This is a genomic window from Stenotrophomonas sp. NRRL B-14846, assembly GCF_050473585.1.
GTDB lineage: Bacteria > Pseudomonadota > Gammaproteobacteria > Xanthomonadales > Xanthomonadaceae > Stenotrophomonas.
In genome coordinates this window covers 3,999,879-4,018,617 of the sequence record NZ_JBFLUN010000022.1, presented here as the reverse complement: position 1 = coordinate 4,018,617, position 18,739 = coordinate 3,999,879, and the positions used below count along the sequence as shown (strand labels likewise).

Genomic DNA, 18,739 nt, shown 5'->3' with positions numbered 1-18,739 from the left:
CCTTGCAAAGACGTGACTTCCTGGCCCTGACCGGGCTTACCGCGGGCGGGCTGATCGTGCCCTCCTTCTTCGGCAAGGTGATCGCCGCCGAACAGCTGCAGTCCAGCCTCGACCCGGCGCTGAAGAAGCGCCTGGCCGACGCCGCCCTGCAGGCCGCGCGCAGCGCCGGTGCCACTTACTGCGACGTGCGTATCGGCCGCTATCTGCGGCAGTTCGTGATCACCCGCGAGGACAAGGTGCAGAACGTGGTGAACACCGAGTCCACCGGCGTGGGCATCCGCGTGATCGTCAACGGTGCCTGGGGCTTCGCCGCCACCAATGCGCTGGGCACCGCCGACGTGGCCAAGGCCGCGCAGCAGGCCGCGGCGATCGCCAAGGCCAATGCCGGCGTGCAGACCGCCCCCGTACAGCTGGCCAAGGCGCCGGGCGTGGGTGAGGTGAGCTGGCGCACGCCGATCCGCAAGAATGCGATGGAGGTGCCGATCAAGGACAAGGTCGGCCTGCTGCTGGACGTCAACGCCGCAGCGATGGGCGCCGGTGCCAGCTTCGTCAATTCGATGCTGTTCCTGGTCAACGAGCAGAAGTACTTCGCCTCCACCGATGGTTCCTACATCGACCAGGACGTGCACCGCATCTGGGCGCCGATGACGGTCACCGCCATCGACAAGACCAGCGGCAAGTTCCGCACCCGTTCGGGCCTGTCCTCGCCGATGGGCCTGGGCTACGAGTACCTGGATGGCGCCGGCGCCGGCAAGGTGGTCAGCCCCAACGGCGTGGTCAACTACAGCTCGTCCTACGACATGAAGGAGGACGCCATCGCCGCCGCCAAGCAGGCGCAGGAAAAGCTGAAGGCACCGTCGGTGAAGCCGGGCAAGTACGACCTGGTGCTCGACCCGTCGCACACCTGGCTGACCATCCACGAATCGATCGGCCACCCGCTGGAACTGGACCGCGTGCTCGGCTACGAAGCCAACTACGCCGGCACCAGCTTCGCCACCCTGGACAAGCGCGAACAGCAGTTCCAGTACGGCAGCGAGCTGGTCGACATCTTCGCCGACAAGACCCAGCCGGGCAGCCTTGGCGCGGTGGCGTACGACGACGAAGGCGTGAAGTGCAAGCGCTGGGACCTGATCAGCAACGGCAAGCTGGTGGACTACCAGACCATCCGCGACCAGGCCCACATCCTCGGCAAGACCGAGTCCGACGGCTGCTGCTATGCCGACTCGTGGTCCAGCGTGCAGTTCCAGCGCATGGCCAACGTGTCGATGGCACCGGGCAAGAAGCCGCTCAGCGTGCCCGACCTGATCAAGGACGTGGAGAACGGCATCTACATCATCGGTGACGGTTCGTTCTCGATCGACCAGCAGCGCTACAACGCGCAGTTCGGCGGCCAGTTGTTCTACGAGATCAAGAACGGCCAGATCACCCGCATGCTGGAAGACGTGGCCTACCAGATCCGCACGCCGGAGTTCTGGAATGCCTGCACCGCCGTGGCCGACGAGCGCGACTACCGCCTGGGCGGTTCGTTCTTCGACGGCAAGGGCCAGCCCGGCCAGGTCTCGGCGGTCTCGCACGGTTCGTCGACCGCGCGCTTCAACGGCATCAACGTCATCAACACCGCACGCAGCCTCGGCTGACCGGTCAGGAGCCCTTACACCATGAGTATCTTCACCGAAGCCCAGGCCAAGGCCATCCTCGACAAGGTCATCGCCCTGTCCAAGGCCGACGAGTGCACCGCCGTGCTGGCCGGCGCGATCAGCGGCAACATCCGTTTCGCGCTGAACAATGTCTCCACCAGCGGCATCGTCGACAACACCGAGCTGGCGGTCACCGTCGCCTTCGGCAAGCGCGTCGGCACGGCCTCGATCAATGAGTTCGACGATGCCGCGCTGGAACGCGTGGTGCGCCGTGCCGAAGACCTGGCGCGCCTGGCCCCGGAAAACCCGGAGTTCATGCCGGCCATCGGCAAGCAGAGCTACCGCGCCAGCCCGACCTTCAGCGAATCCACTGCTGCGATCGATCCGGCGTTCCGCGCCAAGGTCGCCGCCGATTCGATCGCCCCGTGCCGGGGCCACGGCCTGATCGCCGCCGGCTTCCTCGAGGACGGCCAGGGCTTCCAGGCCACTGCCAACAGCAACGGCAACTTCGCCTACCAGCGCACCACCAACTTCGATTACACCTGCACCGTGCGCACCGAAGATGGCCGCGGTTCGGGCTGGGTCGGCCGCAACCTGAAGGATGCCGCCGACTTCAAGGCCGACCAGGACATCCGCATCGCCATGCGCAAGGCCACCGAATCGGCCGAAGCCAAGGCGCTGGAGCCGGGCAAGTACACGGTGATCCTGGAGCCGGCCGCGGCCGCGGGCCTGATCAGCTTCATGATGAACTTCTTCAGCGCACGCTCGGCCGATGAAGGCCGCAGCTTCCTGTCGAAGAAGGGCGGTGGCAACAAGCTGGGCGAGCAGGTCTACGACCCGCGCGTGACCATGATCGCCGACCCGTGGCATCCGGATGCACCGGTGCTGCCGTGGGACAACGAAGGCCTGCCGCGCGAGCGCATGGCCATCATCGAGAACGGCAAGGTCGCCAACCTGGACTACTCGCGCTTCTGGGCGCAGAAGCAGGGCAAGACCGCCAAGGCCTCGCCGGGCAACCTGCTGATGAGCGGTGGCGACAAGAGCACCGCCGAGCTGGTGCGCGGCACCCAGAAGGGCATCCTGGTCACCCGTACCTGGTACATCCGCATGGTCGATCCGCAGACCGTGCTGCTGACCGGCCTGACCCGCGACGGCACCTTCTACATCGAGAACGGCCAGATCAAGCACCCGGTGAAGAACTTCCGCTTCAACGAGTCGCCGGTGATCATGCTCAACAACATCGAAGAGCTGGGCAAGCCGGTGCGCGTGGCCGGTGATGAATCCAGCTACGTGATGATGATCCCGCCGATGAAGCTGCGCGATTTCACCTTCACCTCGCTGTCCGACGCCGTCTGATGGATCGCCGGGCCTGCCTGCGCTGGTTGGCCGCTGCCGCTTCGGCGGCGGCGCTGCCAGCCTGGGCGCAGTCAGGCCCGCGCAGTTCACGCTACGACTTCTGGTTCACCCGGCTGCAGTACGACTCCGGTGACTGGGACGTGGACGCGCGCATGCCGTCCAACCTGATCACCTCGCTGATCGACTACACCTCGCTGCGCGTGGACCCGCAGGAACACGTGGTGGCGCTGGCCGACCCGCGCATGCTGGAAGCGCCGTTCTGCTACCTGGCCGGGCACACGCTGGTGGAGTTCAATGCCGCCGAGCGGCAGAACTTCGTGCGCTACGTGCGCAATGGCGGCTTCGTCTTCGTCGACGACTGCAACCATGATATCGATGGGCTGTTCGCCACCTCGTTCGAGGCACAGATGGGCCGCCTGTTCGGTCCGAAGGCATTGCAGAAGCTGCCCAACAGCCACGCGCTGTACCGCAGTTTCTTCCGCTTCCCGGATGGCCCGCCCGCCACCAGCTTCGAACTCAACGGCTGGGGCGACGACCTGGTGCACGACTACCTGAAGGGCATCGAGGTCGACGGCCGCCTGGGCCTGCTGTACAGCAACAAGGACTACGGCTGCGAGTGGGACTACGACTGGCGCAACAAGCGTTTCCTGGCCGAAGACAACACCCGCTTCGGCGTCAACATCGTGATGTACGCGTTGAACAATTGATAGGACCTGCACGCCCATGACCTCCCCCGACCTCGATTCCCTGTTGCCGCGCCTGGAGGCGCTGCGCGCCGCGCTTGCACGCGCAGTGGTGGGCCAGCACACCGTGGTCGAGCAGCTGCTGATCGGCCTGCTCGCCGGCGGCCACTGCCTGCTGGAAGGCGCGCCCGGGCTCGGCAAGACCCTGCTGGTGCGCTCGCTCGGACAGGCGCTGGAGCTGCAGTTCCGGCGCGTGCAGTTCACCCCCGACCTGATGCCCAGCGACATCCTCGGCACCGAGCTGCTGGAGGAAGACCACGGCACCGGCCATCGCCATTTCCGCTTCCAGCAGGGCCCGATCTTCACCAACCTGCTGCTCGCAGACGAACTCAACCGCACCCCGCCGAAGACCCAGGCCGCGCTGCTGGAAGCGATGCAGGAGCGCACGGTCAGCTACGCCGGCACCACCTACGCATTGCCCGCGCCGTTCTTCGTGCTGGCGACGCAGAACCCGATCGAGCAGGCCGGTACCTACCCGCTGCCGGAAGCACAGCTCGACCGCTTCCTGCTGCACGTGCTGGTGGATTACCCCAGCGAAGACGAGGAACGGCAGATCCTGGAACAGACCACCGGCGGTGCCACCGACGCGGTGCCGAAGGTGATGGATGCCGAAGCGGTGATCACCCTGCAGGCCGCAGTACGCCAGGTGCATGTCAGCCCTGATGTGCTGGCCTGGATCACCCGCCTGGTGCGCGCCAGCCGTCCAGGCGAAGGCGCACCGGCGGCGATCAACCAGTGGGTGAAGTGGGGCGCCGGCCCGCGCGCCGGGCAGTCGCTGGTGCTGGCAGCGAAGGCACGCGCGTTGCTGCAGGGCCGCTTCGCCGCCACCCGCGAGGATGTGCAGGCACTGGCCGCGCCGGTGATGCGTCATCGCCTGCTGCTGTCGTTCGCCGCCGAGGCCGAGCAGAAGCGTGCCGACGACGTGGTCGCCGCCCTGCTGCAGGCCGTGCCGTTCCCGGGTTGAGCCACGCGTGAACGCAGGTGCCCCGCTGACGTTGCCACCGGAACTGCGTGCGCGCCTGCGCATGCTGCGGTTGCGGCCGCGCCTGGCCAGCGGTGCCAGTGGCATCGGCCAGCACGCCAGCCGCAGCCGCGGTGCCGGCCTCGAATTCGCCCAGTACCGGGCCTACGAACCGGGCGACGAGCTGCGCCAGATCGACTGGAAGCTGTACGCACGCTCGGACCGCTTCTTCGTGCGCGAATCCGAACGCGAAAGCCCGATCACGGTCTGGCTGCTGCTCGATGCCACCGCCTCGGCCGGCCAGGCCGATCGCGCGGCACCGCAGCGTACGCGCCTGGACCACATGCGCGGCGTTGCCGCATGCGTGGTGGAACTGGCCCTGCAGCAGGGCGACCGTTTCGGCCTGCTGGCGATCAACGGCGATGGACTGCAACTGGTGCCCGCAGCGAACGGCGCACGCCAGCGTGATCGCGTGCATCTGCAACTGCATGCCCTGCAGGCACGCGGTGGCTGGCCTGCGGCCGATCGACTGCGTCCCCTGTGGGAGCGCGTACGCCCGGGCGACCTGCTGCTGGCAGTTGGCGACGGCTTCGACGAAGCCGGCATCGCGCTGCTGGAACAACTGGCCAGCGCGCGCCGCGAAGTGGCGCTGCTGCAGATCCTCACCGCCGACGAGCGCGACTTCCCGTTCGACGCCGGCCATCGCTTCCGCGATCCGGAGACCGGCGAGGAACTGCTGGGCGATGGCGCGGCGATCCGCACCGACTACCTGCAGCGCTTCGCTGACGCACGCAGCGCATTGCAGTCGCGCCTGCAGGCCAGCGGCATCGCCAGTGCCACCGGCTGGCTCGACCAGCCGCTGGACCAGGCACTGCAGGCGCTGTTCGGTCGTGGGGGCGGTGCATGAACCTGCTGTTCCCGTTGGGCCTGGCCGCGCTCGCTGCAGGGTTGCTGCCGCTGCTGATCCACCTGGCCCGCCGCCATCCGTACACACCGCTGGATTTCGCCGCGCTGCGCTGGCTGCGCGCACAGATCCGGCCACGCCAGCGCATCCGCTTCGATGACTGGCCATTGCTGCTGGTGCGCCTGCTGTTGCTTGCCGCGCTGGCTTTGCTGCTGGCACGACCTGCGTTGACCGGGCCTGCACCAGCCCCCACTGCGTGGACGGTCGTTGCTCCAGGGCTGGACGCGACCGCTCTGCGCGGCGTCGCCGAAGCGGGCAACTGGCATTGGCTGGCGCCCGGCTTCCCGGCCATTGATCAAGTGCCACCTGCGTCCACGGCCTCCCTGCCCAGCCTGCTGCGCGAACTGGACGCACAACTGCCCGCGGGCACCGCAGTGACCGTGCACGTTCCCGATCCCCTGCCCGGCCTGGACGGCGCACGCCTGCAGCTGTCGCGCGAGGTGCAGTGGCGGCCGCAGCCGATGCCGGTCGCCGCGCAACCGCGTGCCGCAACGTCGCCGCGCCTGCGCCTGCGCGTGCACAGCGATGCTTCGGCCACCGCCCAGCATTGGTTGAATGCACTGCAGCGCGCGTGGGGCGTGCAGGCGCCGCTCGCTCCTCTGGTGGCGGATGCGCTGCCCGAACGCGGCGAGATCGGCGCATGGAGCCGCGACGGCGCACTGCCGGCGAACTGGCAGGCGTGGCTGCAAGACGGCGGACATGTAGTGACTGCCGGCAAGCCTGCCGCCGAGGCCAGCATCCTGCTGCGCAACACCGAGGGCGCCCCGCTGCTGTGGCGGCAACGCATCGGCCACGGTGTCCTGCTGTCTCTGCCCGGCGACTGGGATGCCTCAGGCAACGCTGCACTGCGCGATCCGCAGTTGCCGCGTGCCCTGCTGCTGGCCCTGCAACCGCCTCCGCTGCCACGCCTCGGCGATGCACAGGACCAGGCACCCCGCCAGGCAACACTGCCTGCGGCAACGCCGCCGCTGCGCGAGCTCACCCCGTGGCTGCTGCTGGCCATCGTGCTGCTGTTCGCGCTGGAGCGCTGGATGGCCAGCAGTCGCCGACGCAGGGTGGCCGCATGAACACCCTGCAGCACGCCTGGCAACGCGCGCGCCGCCGCCGTGCACTCATCACCCTGCTGCTGGGCCTGCCGTGGGCGCTGGCCGCGACGGCGCTGGCGCTGCGCCTGGCGGGCTTCGACATCGCCTGCGTGGTTGGCACTGTCGGCCTGCTCGCCTGCGCAGCGCTCGCCACGGCACGCTCCCGCCAGCTGGACCAGCTGTGGTTGCAGCGCCAGCTCGATGGCAGCGGCGCCAGCGAGGACAGTGCCGACCTGCTGTTCGCCGATGCCGCCATGCTCAATCCGCTGCAGCAGCGTCAGCGCGCGCACGTGCTGGCCGCGCTGGAACGTGCGCTGCCGGAACTGCGTCCGCGCTGGCCGCGTGGGGCATTGGCGCTGTGCTGGATCGCAGGCCTGGCCATCGTTGCGCTGGCAGTCGGCTGGCCACGCTCCAGCCCCGGCTCCGCGCCAGCCCGTGCGTCGGCGCCTGGCAGCACGGCTTCCGCGGGCCCACTGCACCTGCAGTCCACCCGCCTGCGCATCGACGCGCCGGCCTATACCGGCCAGGCCACGCTCACCCAGAACGCGCTGGATGCCAAGGTCGCCGCCGACAGCCGGCTGTCATGGTCGTTGCGCTTCGATCGCGCGCCGGACAAGGCATGGCTGCAGTTCCACGATGGCCGCCGGCTGCCGCTGAACGAACACGATGGCCAGTGGCAGGCACAGGACGTGGCGCGCACGCCGGTGCTGTACCGCGTGGTGAGCGAACCGGCATTGGCCGGAACCCGCCTGCATCGCCTGGACGTGGTCGCCGACCGCGCACCCAGCGTACGCGTGCTGGAGCCGGCCGCCAGCCTGGTGCTGGGAACGCCCGGGCAGCGCCAGTGGTCGCTGCGCTTCGAAGCCAGCGACGACTACGGCGTAGCCGCACAGGCAACGCTGTCGATCACCACCACCCAGGGCAGCGGTGAGAACATCACCTTCGTGAAACGCAGCGTCACGCTTGCCGGCAGCGGCGAAGCCACCGCGCGGCGTTTCGCCCACACTCTTGATCTGGCTGCGCTGGGCGCACAACCGGGCAACGATGTCATCGCCCAGCTGGAAGTGCGCGACAACCACGCGCCAACACCGCAGAGCGGGCGCAGCAGCAGCGTGATCCTGCGCCTGCCCAGCGCCGAGGTTGCACTCGGTGCGGAACTGGAAGGCCGCATCAAGAAGACCCTGCCCGCCTATTTCCGCAGCCAGCGGCAGATCATCATCGATGCCGAAGCACTGATCCGGCAGCGGCGCAGCCTCGCCGCCGAGGACTTCGTGAAGCGCAGCGATGCGATCGGTGTCGACCAGCGCATCCTGCGCCTGCGCTATGGCCAGTTCCTGGGCGAGGAGAGCGAGGGCGCACCCAAGCCGCCGCCGACCAGCGACCTGCCCACCAGCGATGCACCGGCTGCAGACAGCCACAACGACGAACACGATCACGATCATGGCGCCGAGGCCGGAGCGCACGACGCGCATGGCCACGATCACGGCGGCAAGACGTCCAATGCCGATGCGCCACCGGTGTTCGGCAGCGCCACCGATGTGCTCTCCGAATACGGCCACACCCATGACCATGCCGAGGCCGCGACCCTGCTCGACCCGCAGACGCGCGCCACGCTGAAGGCCGCGCTGGACCAGATGTGGTCAGCCGAAGGCGAGCTGCGCCAGGGCCGCCCAGAGCAGGCGCTGCCGTTTGCCTACAAGGCGCTGGCTTTCATCAAGCAGGTGCAGCAGGCCGAACGCATCTACCTGGCGCGGGTCGGGCCGGAGCTGCCACCGATCGATGAAGGCCGCCGGCTGGGTGGCGATCGCGCCGGACTGGCCAGTCGCGAACTGCCGCTGGCCGCACGCACGCCGCCCGACCCGGCCATCATCGAAGCCTGGCAACGCCTCGGCGATGACACGGCAACCCCCGATCTCGATGCACTCGCCACCTGGCAGCAGCGCAATGCCGCCTACCTGCCCGATGCACTGGATCTGGCCGCCGCCATCGAGCAGCTGCGCATCGAACCCGGCTGCCGCGACTGCCGCCAGCGCCTGCGCGCGCAGTTGTGGCGGGCGCTGCAGCGTCCACTGCCGCAGGCGATGCGGCGCAGTGCCGCCGATGCGATGGGGCAGCGGTACCTTGATGCGCTGGAGGCGCAGCCATGAACGCCTCCGCCGTGAACCTGTGGATTGCGCTGGCCCTCGCCCTGATCGTGGTCATCGCCAGCGTGCGCCAGCTGCGTGGCACTGCCACGCGTCGTGGCCGACAGTGGATCGTGATTGGATTGCAGCTGATCGCTGCCACGCTGCTGTACTTCTGCCTGGTCCCCCCCACCCGCCAGCAACCCGCGGTCGGCCTGGTCGTGCTGGGACTCGATGCCGGCAAGGCCGGCGCGCTGCCGGCCAGCGCAGGCCCGCTGCTGCTGTTGCCGGAAGCTACCGATGTGCCCGGTGGCCAGCGCGTGCCGGACCTGGCCACCGCGCTGCGCCAGCATCCGGCCTCCACGCTCACCCTGGTCGGTGCCGGCCTGGTTGCGCGTGACCGCGACGCGGTACTGCCACGCGACGTGCGTTGGCAGCCGGCAGCGCCGCCGCGCGGGTGGATCGCACTGCAGCCACCCGCCGACACCGCACCCGGCGCACGCTTCGACGTGCATGCACAGGCGCACGGCGTCGCCAAGGCCAGGGCGGAACTGCTGGACCCCGCCGACAGCGTGGTCGATCGCGTGGATGTTGCCGAGGACGGTCGCGTGCAGCTCAGCGGCATCGCCCGTGCCGAAGGCCGCAGCGTGTTCCAGCTGCGCCTGCTCGATGCCGAGGGTCATGTGGTGGACAACACGCCGGTACCGCAGCAGACCCTGCCGGCGGCACCGCTGCGCCTGCTGGTGCGTGCCAGTGCGCCGGGCCCGGAGCTGAAGTACCTGCGCCGCTGGGCCGCCGACACCGGCATCCGCGTGCAGGTGCAGGCCGATACCGGGGCGGGCGTCAGCGTGGGAGATGGCGCGGTCGCGCTGGATGCAGCGTCACTCGCGCGCAGCGATCTGTTGCTGCTGGACGAGCGCAGCCTGGCCGCATTGAGTGCCGGCCAGCTGGCTGCCGTGCGGCAGGCGTTGCGCGACGGGCTCGGCGTTCTGGTGCGTAGTGCAGGCGCACCTGCAGCCAGGTCGCGCCAGCGCCTGCACGACCTGGGTCTACCGGTGCAAGGCGATGGCAGCAGCCACGCCCTCGAACTTCCCGGCGACGGCGACAGCGCGGTCCTCGCCGCACGGCGTGGCCCGCTCAACGCGGGTACGCTGCCGACCGGCTACGGCGAGGAGGCTGACCGCAGCTCGCACAATGCTCCCCTGCCTGCGCTGGAAGCACTCGCGCTGCAGGCACCGGGCAGCAACGCCCTGCTGCAGGATGGCACAGGCAAGGCGGTCGGCGGCTGGCGCGCTGCCGGCAAGGGCCGCATCGGCCTGCTGCCCATCACCGACAGCTGGCGCTGGGTGCTGGCCGGGCGCGATGACCGCCACGGTGAACTCTGGAGCAGCGTGGTCGCCACGCTGGCGCGTGCGCAGGGCAGCGGTGATGCGCTGTGGTCGCCGCAGACGCTCAACTGGGCGGGCGAACGGCAGGCGCTGTGCGGCGTGCAGGCGCCACTGCAGGTGTTCAACGCACGCGGCGACAGCGTGACCCTGATCGTCGACGGCGCGACGTCGGCCCTGCGCTGCGCCGGCTGGTGGCCGCGCGATGCGGGCTGGCAGCGCCTGCAGCACGGCGACATCACGGTCTGGCGCTATGTGTTCGACCCGAAGGACGCACCTGCACTGCATCGGCAGGCAATGATCGACGCCACCTCGCAGGCGTTGGCCGTCAGCAGGCCGACGAACACGGCGATGATGCAGCCCGTGCCGGGCTCGCGCTGGCCGTGGTGGCTGGCGTTCGTGTTGTGCGCTTCGCTGCTGTGGTGGCTGGAGCGACGGCGCTGAGCCCGGGGTCGGATCCCCTTCGTGGACGAAAGGGCCCTGGCCCCACCGATTGGATCGCAAACAGCATCCACGCATGGCGTGGATCTACTGACTGCACCGGGTCGGATCCCTTTCGTCCACGAAAGGGCTCTGACCCCATCCGTCATGCGTCCTTCATCGCTTGCCAGCGCGCCGGTACACGCCATTGAAGCGCACGTTCATGCCGCCGCACTCGCTGTTGTCGGCCACGACCAGTACATCACCCAGCGAGTGCACCCGCACCTTGCAGGTGTCTTCAACGAATTCCACATCGGCGCCGCGCGGCGTTGCGCGTGCTTCCACCTGGCCCAGGTTCGGCCCATACGGGCGCTGTTCCGGCGTGGGGTTGGCAGAAGGCCAGTAGGCATCGCCATCCACATGCAGTTGTCCACCCTGCACGGTGATGCGCAGGCCGTTGTCGCCATCTTTCCAGTGGCCCGTCCACTCCTGCAGCGTTGGTACGGCCACCGGCAACGGCTGCAGCTTGCTGCGGTCGACCCAGCCGGCGCTGCCGCCCACCTTGTTCGGGAAGAACGCGCAGCGGTAGCGGCCCAGGTCGCGACCGGTCACCACCGTATCGCCGTTGACCACGTAGCTGCGCTGCCGGCAGGCCGGCTCGCCCTTTTGCGGGCAGCCGTCCATGTCGCCGAGCAGGTACAGGCGCGGTGCATCGACCACCCGCGCCAGCGCGAACCGGCTTTGCTCGGAAGGGAACGCGCCATTGCGACAGGCGCCATCACCGGCGATGCCGGCAGCAAAGGCGGACACCGGCAACAGTGCAGCCAGCAGGCAGAACGAACGCAGGAACATGGCAGCGCCACCGGTTGAGGAACCGGCAGGATATACCGGCCTACTTCGCCGGCGGCGGATCGCAGCCATCCTGCTGCTGGCAGAAACGCAGCGCACGCTGCTGCTGTTCGGCACTGAGCTCCGGCGGTGGCCGGGCGATGGCGGACTGGATCTGGTCGGGGCCGCCGGTGAGCTTGTTCAGGCCACGGCCCGCCGCCAGCACGCCCTTGACCACGCCCATCATGATGTAGCCGCCGCCCATGCTGACCTGTTCCGGTGACGGTGGCTCGCTCCAATCGCGGCTGAAGCGGTTGTCGCCGAACTTCACCGGGTTCTTGAAGCGGTACAGGTCCAGCGGCTCGTCATCGGGCTTGAGCGCACGCACTTCGCCAAGGGTGGTGACGTTGTCCTGCGGCGGAGCGGCAGGAATCGGCGCGGTGGTGGCAGCCGGCGCATCCGCCGGGGGAGTCGGCGCTGGATCAGGCGCCGCTACCGGTGCGGCCTGCTGCGCCTGCGCGAGACCCGCCAGCAGCAGGCCGGCCAGGAGTGCTCCCTGCGTTCCACGTCGTGCCACAGCCATCCGCCCTGTTGGTTGCGTCCAGCAGTAAAGGATACGGATGCGGGCTTCAGATTTCGTTGCTTCACCGGCGACCGTTCAGCCTGGGGAGATCCGGCAATGCCACGGGGCACGGGCACTGAACGGTTCACTCCGTCCCACGCCGATGTCTCACATCCTGAGACGTGGATGTGGTGCGATGTGACCCCTCGCAATCCGTCCCGGCTCCACTTTCCATGGCTTACGAACTCGCCAAGCGCACCGCCGATGCCGAGCAGAAGCTCGCCACCCGCGATGGCCTGCCCGCCCGCGACGGCGCCCTGCTCAGCGCGCGCCTGCAACGCCGCTACCAGGACCGCATCACCGGCAGCTTCGCCATTCCCGGTCGCGAGGGCCGCTACGCACCCATTCCCGATGCGGTACCGCCTGCCCTGGCCGCGGCCCTGAAGGCACGTGGCATCGAGCAGCTCTACAGCCATCAGGCCGAGGCCTGGGAGGCCAGCCAGCGTGGCGAGCACGTGGCCATCGTCACCCCCACCGCCAGCGGCAAGTCGCTGTGCTACACCCTGCCGGTGGTCAGCGCAGCGATGCAGGACAAGGCCAAGGCGCTGTACCTGTTCCCGACCAAGGCGCTGGCCCAGGACCAGGTGGCCGAGCTGCTGGAGCTCAACCGTGCCGGCGACCTCGGCGTGAAAGCCTTCACCTTCGACGGCGACACCCCCGGCGATGCGCGGCAGGCGATCCGCCTGCATGGCGACATCGTGGTGTCCAACCCGGACATGCTGCACCAGGCCATCCTGCCGCATCACACCAAGTGGGCACAGTTCTTCGAGAACCTGCGCTACATCGTCATCGACGAAGTACATACCTACCGTGGCGTGTTCGGCAGCCACGTCACCAACGTGCTGCGCCGGCTCAAGCGCATCTGCGCGTTCTACGGCGTGCAACCGCAGTTCATCCTGTGCTCGGCCACCATCGGCAACCCGCAGGCGCATGCCGAGGCACTGATCGAGGCACCGGTCACCGCCATCACCGAATCCGGCGCGCCCAGCGGACCGAAACAGGTGCTGCTGTGGAACCCGCCGGTGATCAATCCCGACCTGGGCCTGCGCGCCTCGGCACGTTCGCAGAGCAACCGCATCGCGCGCATCGCGATCAAGTCCGGGCTGAAGACCCTGGTGTTCGCGCAGACCCGCTTGATGGTGGAGGTGCTGACCAAGTACCTGAAAGACATCTTCGACCACGACCCGCGCAAGCCGCCACGCATCCGTGCCTACCGTGGCGGCTACCTGCCCACGGAACGCCGCGAGACCGAGCGTGCGATGCGCGCCGGCACCATCGACGGCATCGTCAGCACGTCGGCGCTGGAACTGGGCGTGGATATCGGCAGCCTGGACGTGGTCATCCTCAACGGCTACCCCGGCAGCGTGGCCGCCACCTGGCAGCGCTTCGGCCGTGCCGGCCGCCGCCAGCAGCCGGCGCTGGGGGTGATGGTGGCCAGCTCGCAACCGCTGGACCAGTACGTGGTGCGGCACCCGGATTTCTTTGCCGAGGCCTCGCCCGAACACGCGCGCATTGCGCCGGACCAGCCGTTGATCCTGTTCGACCATATCCGCTGCGCGGCGTTCGAGCTGCCGTTCCGGGTCGGTGATGGCTTCGGCCCGATCGACCCGGAAGTGTTCCTGGAGGCGCTGGCCGAAACCGAGGTGATCCACCGCGAAGGCGAGCGCTGGGAATGGATTGCCGACAGCTATCCGGCCAACGCGGTCAGCCTGCGCGCGGTGGCCGACGGCAACTTCGTGGTGGTCGACCGCAGCGACGGCCGCCAGCAGATCATCGCCGAGGTCGACTATTCCGCCGCCGCGCTGACCCTGTACGAAGGCGCCATCCACATGGTGCAGTCCACGCCCTACCAGGTGGAGACGCTCGACTGGGACGGCCGCAAGGCCTATGTCACCCGCACGCATGTGGACTACTACACCGACAGCATCGACTTCACCAAGCTCAAGGTGCTGGACCGTTTCGACGGCGGCGTGGCCGGGCGTGGCGATTCGCACCATGGCGAAGTGCACGTGGTACGGCGCGTGGCCGGCTACAAGAAGATCCGCTACTACACCCACGAGAACATCGGCTATGGGCCGGTGAACCTGCCCGACCAGGAACTGCACACCACCGCGGTGTGGTGGCAGCTGCCGCAGGCGCTGCTGCTGCGCGCGTTCGCCAGCAGGCAGGATGCACTGGATGGCTTCCTCGGCACGGCCTACGCGCTGCACATCGTCGCCACCGTGGCGGTGATGGCCGATGCGCGCGACCTGCAGAAGTCGGTCGGCAACGGCGATGGTGCCTGGTTCGCGATCGCCGACCAGAGCGGCCGTGGCCAGCTGCGCGGCAGCAATGGCGACCCGGGGGCGGTGGAGCTGCTGCAGGAGTTCGTGCCGACGGTTTACCTGTACGACAACTTCCCGGGCGGCGTCGGCCTCAGCGAGCCGTTGTGGCAACGCCAGGCCGAGCTGGTGCAGCGCGCGCGCGAACTGGTGCAGCGCTGCGACTGCAAGGCCGGCTGCCCGGCCTGTGTCGGCCCGGTGCTGGCCGCACAGGAGGAGGATGAGACCTCGCCGCGTGCGCTGGCGCTGCGCGTGCTGGACCTGTTCGATGCCGAGGCCTGCCAGCACGTACCCGACGTGGTGGTGACCGCGCGCGACCCGATGGAGCTGCTGGCCCCGTGAGCCTGAGCCTGGACAAGCTGCGCCTGCTGCGGAAGCAGGCCGGCGACCCGAAAGCAGTCACGCCGGTGGCGCCGGACGTGCCCCCTGCGCCACCGGTACCCGTGGCCGCCAATGATGCGCGGCAACCACAGGCCGAACGTTCGGTGTTCGCCTGGGTCGAACAGGAGATCCGCCACAAGCCGACCGGCGCTGCGGCCTCCACACCAGCACCCGCATCGCTGCGTCGGCCGGAAGTAGGCAGCCTGCACCGCCTGCTCGGCCTGCGCTCGCGTGGTGGAGCCGCACCGGCACGCGCCAGTGCGCAGGATCGCCAGCTTCCCGGGGAGGAAATCGCACCGGGCCTGTTCCTGATCGAATCGCTGCTGCCGCAGCCGATTCCCGCAGAACCGCTTTCCCTGGCTTTCGCCAAGCGCGAGCACGAGCACGTCGCCGCGCGCGACCTGCTGTTCTTCGATACCGAGACCACGGGCCTGGCCGGCGGCACCGGCACCCGCGCCTTCATGATCGGCGCCGCCGACTGGCATGTGTGCCCGCAACGTGGCGAAGGCCTGCGCATCCGCCAGTTGCTGATGGCCACGATGGCCGCCGAGGACGCGATGCTGGCCACCTTCGCCCGCTGGCTGCAGCCGTCCACCGTGTTCTGCAGCTACAACGGGCGCAGCTACGATGCGCCGCTGCTGAAGGCGCGCTACCGGCTCGCCCGCCAGCGTTGCCCGATCAGCGCGCTGGATCACGTCGACCTGCTCTATCCGACCCGCCGCCGCTATCGCGGCACGTGGGAGAACTGCAAGCTGTCCACCATCGAGCGCCAGCTGCTGCGCGTGGTGCGCGAGGACGACCTGCCTGGCTCCGAAGCCCCGGGCGCATGGCTGCGTTTCCTGCGCGGCGGCGACGCGGTGAACCTGCGCCGGGTCGCCGACCACAACCACCAGGACGTGGTGACCCTGGCCCTGCTGCTGCAGCGGCTGGTGCGCGAGGAACAACGCGAGCGCGAAACGCTGGCGCTGGTCGGGCAATAGCGGCACGGGGCCACGTTGACATGCCCTGACGCTGGCAGCGGTGACACTGCCGCCACCATCCACGCCTGGAGCCCGACGATGCGCCTCAATCCCCTTGCCCTGCTTGCCATCCTGCCGCTGGCCGCCTGCAGCCACGCCGGCAGCACCACCACCCACGATGCCGCACCGGCGCCGGTGGCCGATGCCGCGCACGAATGCAGGCCGGAGGCGCTGGAAGCCTTCACCGGCAAGACCGCCGACGAGGCCACGATCAGGAAGCTGGTGGCCGACAGCGGCGCGCGCAACGCGCGGGTGGTCAAGCCGGGCATGGCGGTGACCATGGACTTCCGCCAGGACCGCGTGACGGTGCAGGTGGACGGTCAGAACCGGATCGAGCGCGCCAGCTGCGGTTGATCAACGGGGTGCCGGCCGCTGGCCGGCACCCCACACATTGCCGGCCAGCGGCCGGCACCACTGATCAGAGCCGCTCGGCCTTGCCGCTGGCCAATGCGCGCGCGATCACCTGCTGTGCCTGCCGCGACGCCTGCTCATGCACGCGTGCCTGGCGCTCACCCAACGCGGCCTGCTGGCTGCCCAGCGCCGCCTGGCGGCTGGCCAGTTCAGACTGCTGGCTGGCTAGGCGCTGCATGTCGCGGGTGTGAGTGGCCCGCGCGGTTTCGTTGTCCACTTCCTGCATTGCACGACGTGCCTCTGCAGCAGCCTCACGTGCGGCCTCACGGGCAACGGCCGCATCGTTGGTCGCGCCCCGCGCCGCCTTCGCCGCTTCCGCCGCCGCTTCGCGGTTGATGTCATGCGCGGCCATCGCGCTGCGCGCGGCCTCGGCGGCAGCCAGTGCCATGCGGCGCGCCTCCTCGCCCTGCAGGCGGCCCATCTCGCCCATCTGCTTGCCGAGTTCGCCTTGCTGGCGACCCAGCGCACTCTGCTGGCGGCCCAGTTCGCTCTGCTGGCGGCCCAGATCCGCCGCGCCGCTGTAGGCACGCTGCAGGGTCTGGATCATCATCGGATCACGCACCACGTAGCGCTTGTCGCCTTGGCGGAACCACAGCGCCGGGCCCTTGCCGAGCTGCCTGCGGGCGACCGTCACGTCGTCCATGCCGCCGTTGGCGAAGGTCGAATCGCCATCGACCAGCACGAAGGCCTCCGGCGGCGATTTGCCCAGGTCCAGGCGGCCGTAGGTGGTGATGGAGGTCGTGCGGGAGGTCGTGTGTTGACTGTGCACGCCGGTATCGACATCGACATCCGCATCCACGTCGACCGCCACATCCGCATCGTCCGGACCTGACAACGCCTCGACATCAGCCGGCTCGGCCGGCGGCGCGGGCGCCACCGGCACGGCCGGAACGCGCGCGGACGAAGGCGGTGCGGGCGGCGCTTTCGGAGCCTTCGGCGGTGACGGCACAGCGACCTTCGGCGCCGCAGGAGGCGCAGGTGGTGCCGGCGGCACTGGCGCAGCGACCAGCCGCATCGGCGCCACACCCACCACCAGCACCACAGCGGTCAACGCCATCGCCAGGATGCGCGGGCAGGCCCGGCGTGGCTGCAACGAGAGCAGGCGACGCTTGAGGCTGGTGGTATCCGGTGCGGCACTGGCCACGCCCAGGTGCGGCTGCGGTGCCACACCCAGCTGCAGCAGCAGACGTCCATAGGCCTGGCGGCTCGCGCCATGCTGGCCAACCACCGCTGCGTCCACCGCTTCTTCGCGAGCCTGTGCGTATTCGCGCACCGACAGGCGCAGCAGTGGGTGGAAGAAGAACAGGTGCTGGGCCAGCGCCGGCAGCAGGCCCCACTGCAGATCACGCCGCTGCAGGTGCTGCAGTTCATGGGTCAGGGCCAGGTCCAGCGCATCGCCCTGCAGGGCGTTGTCGCCGGCCGGCAGCAGCAGCACCGGGCGGAACGGACCGACCAGCTGCGGCGCGTCCACCTGCGTGCTCATCCACAACCGCGGCGCAGGACGCACGCCATGTGCATCGGAAGCCAGCTGCAGGGCCTGCACCAGCGCCTCGTCCTCGCAGGGATAGGCCGCTGCCAGCAGCGCGCGGCAGCGACGCCACTCACCGAAGGTACGCAGTGCCATCAGCAGCACGCCGGACATCCACAGCGCGGCCAGTGCGACGGCCCACCATGCCACCGCCGGCACATCCGCGGCAGGCACCGGCATTGCGGCCAACAGCTGTGCCGAGGCCTCCGGGGCCAGCGGGTAGACCATATCTGCGGCCACATCGGTCGCGCTCATCGCCACCGCCTGCGGTGCCGGCAGCCAGGCCAGCTGCAGCGGCTGGCTCCAGAACAGGCCGAGCACGGCCTGCAGCGACACCAGCCACCACAGCCGGCAGCGGGTCGCCGCCGACAGCGACGGCAGCGCGCGGCATACGCCGTACACCAGGGCCACCAGCAGCACGGTCTGCAGGCTGGTCCAGCCCAGCCGTTCCAACATCGGGATCAGCATCGTGGTGTCCATGGCTCAGCCCTCGTGGCGGCGCGATTGGAGTTGGGCGACCAGCGCTTCCAGCTCGGCCAGCTCGTTGTCGCTGACCTGCTGGCGCTGCGACAGATAGGCCACGAACGGCGACACCGAGCCCTGCAGAGTGTTGTCGACGAACTGGGCCACGGCGCCCTGAAGCACGCTCTCCGGGCCACGCGTGGCCTGGTAGCGATAGACACCGTCCTGCTGCTGGCGCTGAAGATACCCCTTCGCCCGCAGCCGCTCCATCATCGTCAGCACGGTGGAACGGGCCAGGCCACGGGCCTCCCCATAGCCACTGGCGACCTCGCCGACCGTGGCCGGCGCATGTTCATCGATGTACTGCAGCAGGGCCAGTTCCTGGTCCCCGATCGTCTTGCCACGCATGACACCACTCCCTTGACTACACGTGTCGTCACTGTCTGCGTGACGACAGCTGTAGTCAACCCCCCGGAAGTCATGGGCCGACGAA

At 69.2% G+C, this 18,739-nt stretch carries 15 protein-coding genes; 11 read left to right on the top strand and 4 right to left on the bottom strand.

The annotated features are described in order from the left end of the window. The first annotated feature begins 2 nt into the window (after window positions 1–2). The 8 genes from AB1281_RS20610 to AB1281_RS20575 are packed head-to-tail and all read left to right on the top strand — an operon-like array spanning window position 3 to window position 10,698. Window positions 3–1,637: a TldD/PmbA family protein gene (locus tag AB1281_RS20610; RefSeq protein ID WP_430346848.1), complete on the top strand. Its 1,635-nt coding sequence runs from the start codon at window positions 3–5 to the stop codon at window positions 1,635–1,637. A gap of 21 nt (window positions 1,638–1,658) precedes the next feature. Further along, a complete protein-coding gene (locus tag AB1281_RS20605) occupies window positions 1,659–2,993 on the top strand; it encodes a TldD/PmbA family protein (protein ID WP_014035492.1) in 1,335 nt (444 codons plus the stop codon). Then, entirely contained in the window at window positions 2,993–3,700 is a 708-nt protein-coding gene (locus AB1281_RS20600) for a DUF4159 domain-containing protein (protein ID WP_014035491.1), read from the top strand. Before AB1281_RS20605 ends, AB1281_RS20600 begins: the two co-directional genes overlap by 1 nt. A gap of 16 nt (window positions 3,701–3,716) precedes the next feature. Next, window positions 3,717–4,700 carry an AAA family ATPase gene (locus AB1281_RS20595; RefSeq protein WP_430346847.1) on the top strand — a complete coding sequence of 328 codons (984 nt, stop codon included), beginning with the start codon at window positions 3,717–3,719 and terminating at the stop codon, window positions 4,698–4,700. A gap of 7 nt (window positions 4,701–4,707) precedes the next feature. Then, entirely contained in the window at window positions 4,708–5,604 is an 897-nt protein-coding gene (locus AB1281_RS20590; protein WP_014035489.1) for a DUF58 domain-containing protein, read from the top strand. Further along, complete coding sequence (locus AB1281_RS20585; protein WP_430346846.1) at window positions 5,601–6,728, top strand: BatA domain-containing protein; 1,128 nt, start codon at window positions 5,601–5,603, stop codon at window positions 6,726–6,728. Before AB1281_RS20590 ends, AB1281_RS20585 begins: the two co-directional genes overlap by 4 nt. After that, complete coding sequence (locus AB1281_RS20580) at window positions 6,725–8,893, top strand: hypothetical protein (RefSeq protein ID WP_430346845.1); 2,169 nt, start codon at window positions 6,725–6,727, stop codon at window positions 8,891–8,893. The genes AB1281_RS20585 and AB1281_RS20580 overlap by 4 nt, the downstream gene beginning before the upstream one ends. After that, complete coding sequence (locus AB1281_RS20575) at window positions 8,890–10,698, top strand: hypothetical protein (protein WP_430346844.1); 1,809 nt, start codon at window positions 8,890–8,892, stop codon at window positions 10,696–10,698. The genes AB1281_RS20580 and AB1281_RS20575 overlap by 4 nt, the downstream gene beginning before the upstream one ends. A gap of 153 nt (window positions 10,699–10,851) precedes the next feature. On the opposite strand, the gene AB1281_RS20570 is transcribed toward AB1281_RS20575, so the two are convergent. Both AB1281_RS20570 and AB1281_RS20565 read right to left on the bottom strand, forming a co-directional pair. Beyond that, window positions 10,852–11,526 (bottom strand): hypothetical protein, encoded by a 675-nt coding sequence (locus tag AB1281_RS20570; RefSeq protein WP_135966733.1) that lies wholly within the window; start codon window positions 11,524–11,526, stop codon window positions 10,852–10,854. Window positions 11,527–11,566: 40 nt separating this feature from the next. Next, window positions 11,567–12,085, bottom strand: a complete 519-nt coding sequence (locus tag AB1281_RS20565; RefSeq protein ID WP_430346843.1) for a hypothetical protein — start codon at window positions 12,083–12,085, stop codon at window positions 11,567–11,569. Between the two features lie 212 nt (window positions 12,086–12,297). On the opposite strand from AB1281_RS20565, the gene AB1281_RS20560 reads away from it, so the two are divergent. The 3 genes from AB1281_RS20560 to AB1281_RS20550 all read left to right on the top strand — a co-directional run bounded on the left by AB1281_RS20560 (window position 12,298) and on the right by AB1281_RS20550 (window position 16,199). Continuing rightward, on the top strand, window positions 12,298–14,787 hold the full coding sequence (locus AB1281_RS20560; protein ID WP_430346842.1) for a DEAD/DEAH box helicase: 2,490 nt from the start codon (window positions 12,298–12,300) through the stop codon (window positions 14,785–14,787). Then, window positions 14,784–15,806 (top strand): ribonuclease H-like domain-containing protein, encoded by a 1,023-nt coding sequence (locus AB1281_RS20555; protein WP_430346841.1) that lies wholly within the window; start codon window positions 14,784–14,786, stop codon window positions 15,804–15,806. The genes AB1281_RS20560 and AB1281_RS20555 overlap by 4 nt, the downstream gene beginning before the upstream one ends. 78 nt (window positions 15,807–15,884) lie before the next feature. Beyond that, complete coding sequence (locus tag AB1281_RS20550; protein WP_430346840.1) at window positions 15,885–16,199, top strand: I78 family peptidase inhibitor; 315 nt, start codon at window positions 15,885–15,887, stop codon at window positions 16,197–16,199. A gap of 64 nt (window positions 16,200–16,263) precedes the next feature. Here the strand turns inward: AB1281_RS20550 and AB1281_RS20545 are convergent, their stop codons facing one another. Together AB1281_RS20545 and AB1281_RS20540 are read right to left on the bottom strand one after the other, a co-directional pair. After that, window positions 16,264–18,264 carry a M56 family metallopeptidase gene (locus AB1281_RS20545; RefSeq protein ID WP_430346839.1) on the bottom strand — a complete coding sequence of 667 codons (2,001 nt, stop codon included), beginning with the start codon at window positions 18,262–18,264 and terminating at the stop codon, window positions 16,264–16,266. A gap of 3 nt (window positions 18,265–18,267) precedes the next feature. After that, complete coding sequence (locus AB1281_RS20540; RefSeq protein ID WP_014035478.1) at window positions 18,268–18,654, bottom strand: BlaI/MecI/CopY family transcriptional regulator; 387 nt, start codon at window positions 18,652–18,654, stop codon at window positions 18,268–18,270. Window positions 18,655–18,739: the final 85 nt, after the last annotated feature.

What these genes read in the sequence shown, in the direction of transcription:
- AB1281_RS20605 (WP_014035492.1), top strand. Translation starts at nt 1,659, where the DNA reads ATGAGTATCTTCACCGAAGCCCAGGCCAAGGCCATCCTCGACAAGGTC.
- AB1281_RS20600 (WP_014035491.1), top strand. Translation starts at nt 2,993, where the DNA reads ATGGATCGCCGGGCCTGCCTGCGCTGGTTGGCCGCTGCCGCTTCGGCG.
- AB1281_RS20595 (WP_430346847.1), top strand. Translation starts at nt 3,717, where the DNA reads ATGACCTCCCCCGACCTCGATTCCCTGTTGCCGCGCCTGGAGGCGCTG.
- AB1281_RS20585 (WP_430346846.1), top strand. Translation starts at nt 5,601, where the DNA reads ATGAACCTGCTGTTCCCGTTGGGCCTGGCCGCGCTCGCTGCAGGGTTG.
- AB1281_RS20580 (WP_430346845.1), top strand. Translation starts at nt 6,725, where the DNA reads ATGAACACCCTGCAGCACGCCTGGCAACGCGCGCGCCGCCGCCGTGCA.
- AB1281_RS20575 (WP_430346844.1), top strand. Translation starts at nt 8,890, where the DNA reads ATGAACGCCTCCGCCGTGAACCTGTGGATTGCGCTGGCCCTCGCCCTG.
- AB1281_RS20570 (WP_135966733.1), bottom strand. Translation starts at nt 11,526, where the DNA reads ATGTTCCTGCGTTCGTTCTGCCTGCTGGCTGCACTGTTGCCGGTGTCC.
- AB1281_RS20565 (WP_430346843.1), bottom strand. Translation starts at nt 12,085, where the DNA reads ATGGCTGTGGCACGACGTGGAACGCAGGGAGCACTCCTGGCCGGCCTG.
- AB1281_RS20560 (WP_430346842.1), top strand. Translation starts at nt 12,298, where the DNA reads ATGGCTTACGAACTCGCCAAGCGCACCGCCGATGCCGAGCAGAAGCTC.
- AB1281_RS20550 (WP_430346840.1), top strand. Translation starts at nt 15,885, where the DNA reads ATGCGCCTCAATCCCCTTGCCCTGCTTGCCATCCTGCCGCTGGCCGCC.
- AB1281_RS20545 (WP_430346839.1), bottom strand. Translation starts at nt 18,264, where the DNA reads ATGGACACCACGATGCTGATCCCGATGTTGGAACGGCTGGGCTGGACC.
- AB1281_RS20540 (WP_014035478.1), bottom strand. Translation starts at nt 18,654, where the DNA reads ATGCGTGGCAAGACGATCGGGGACCAGGAACTGGCCCTGCTGCAGTAC.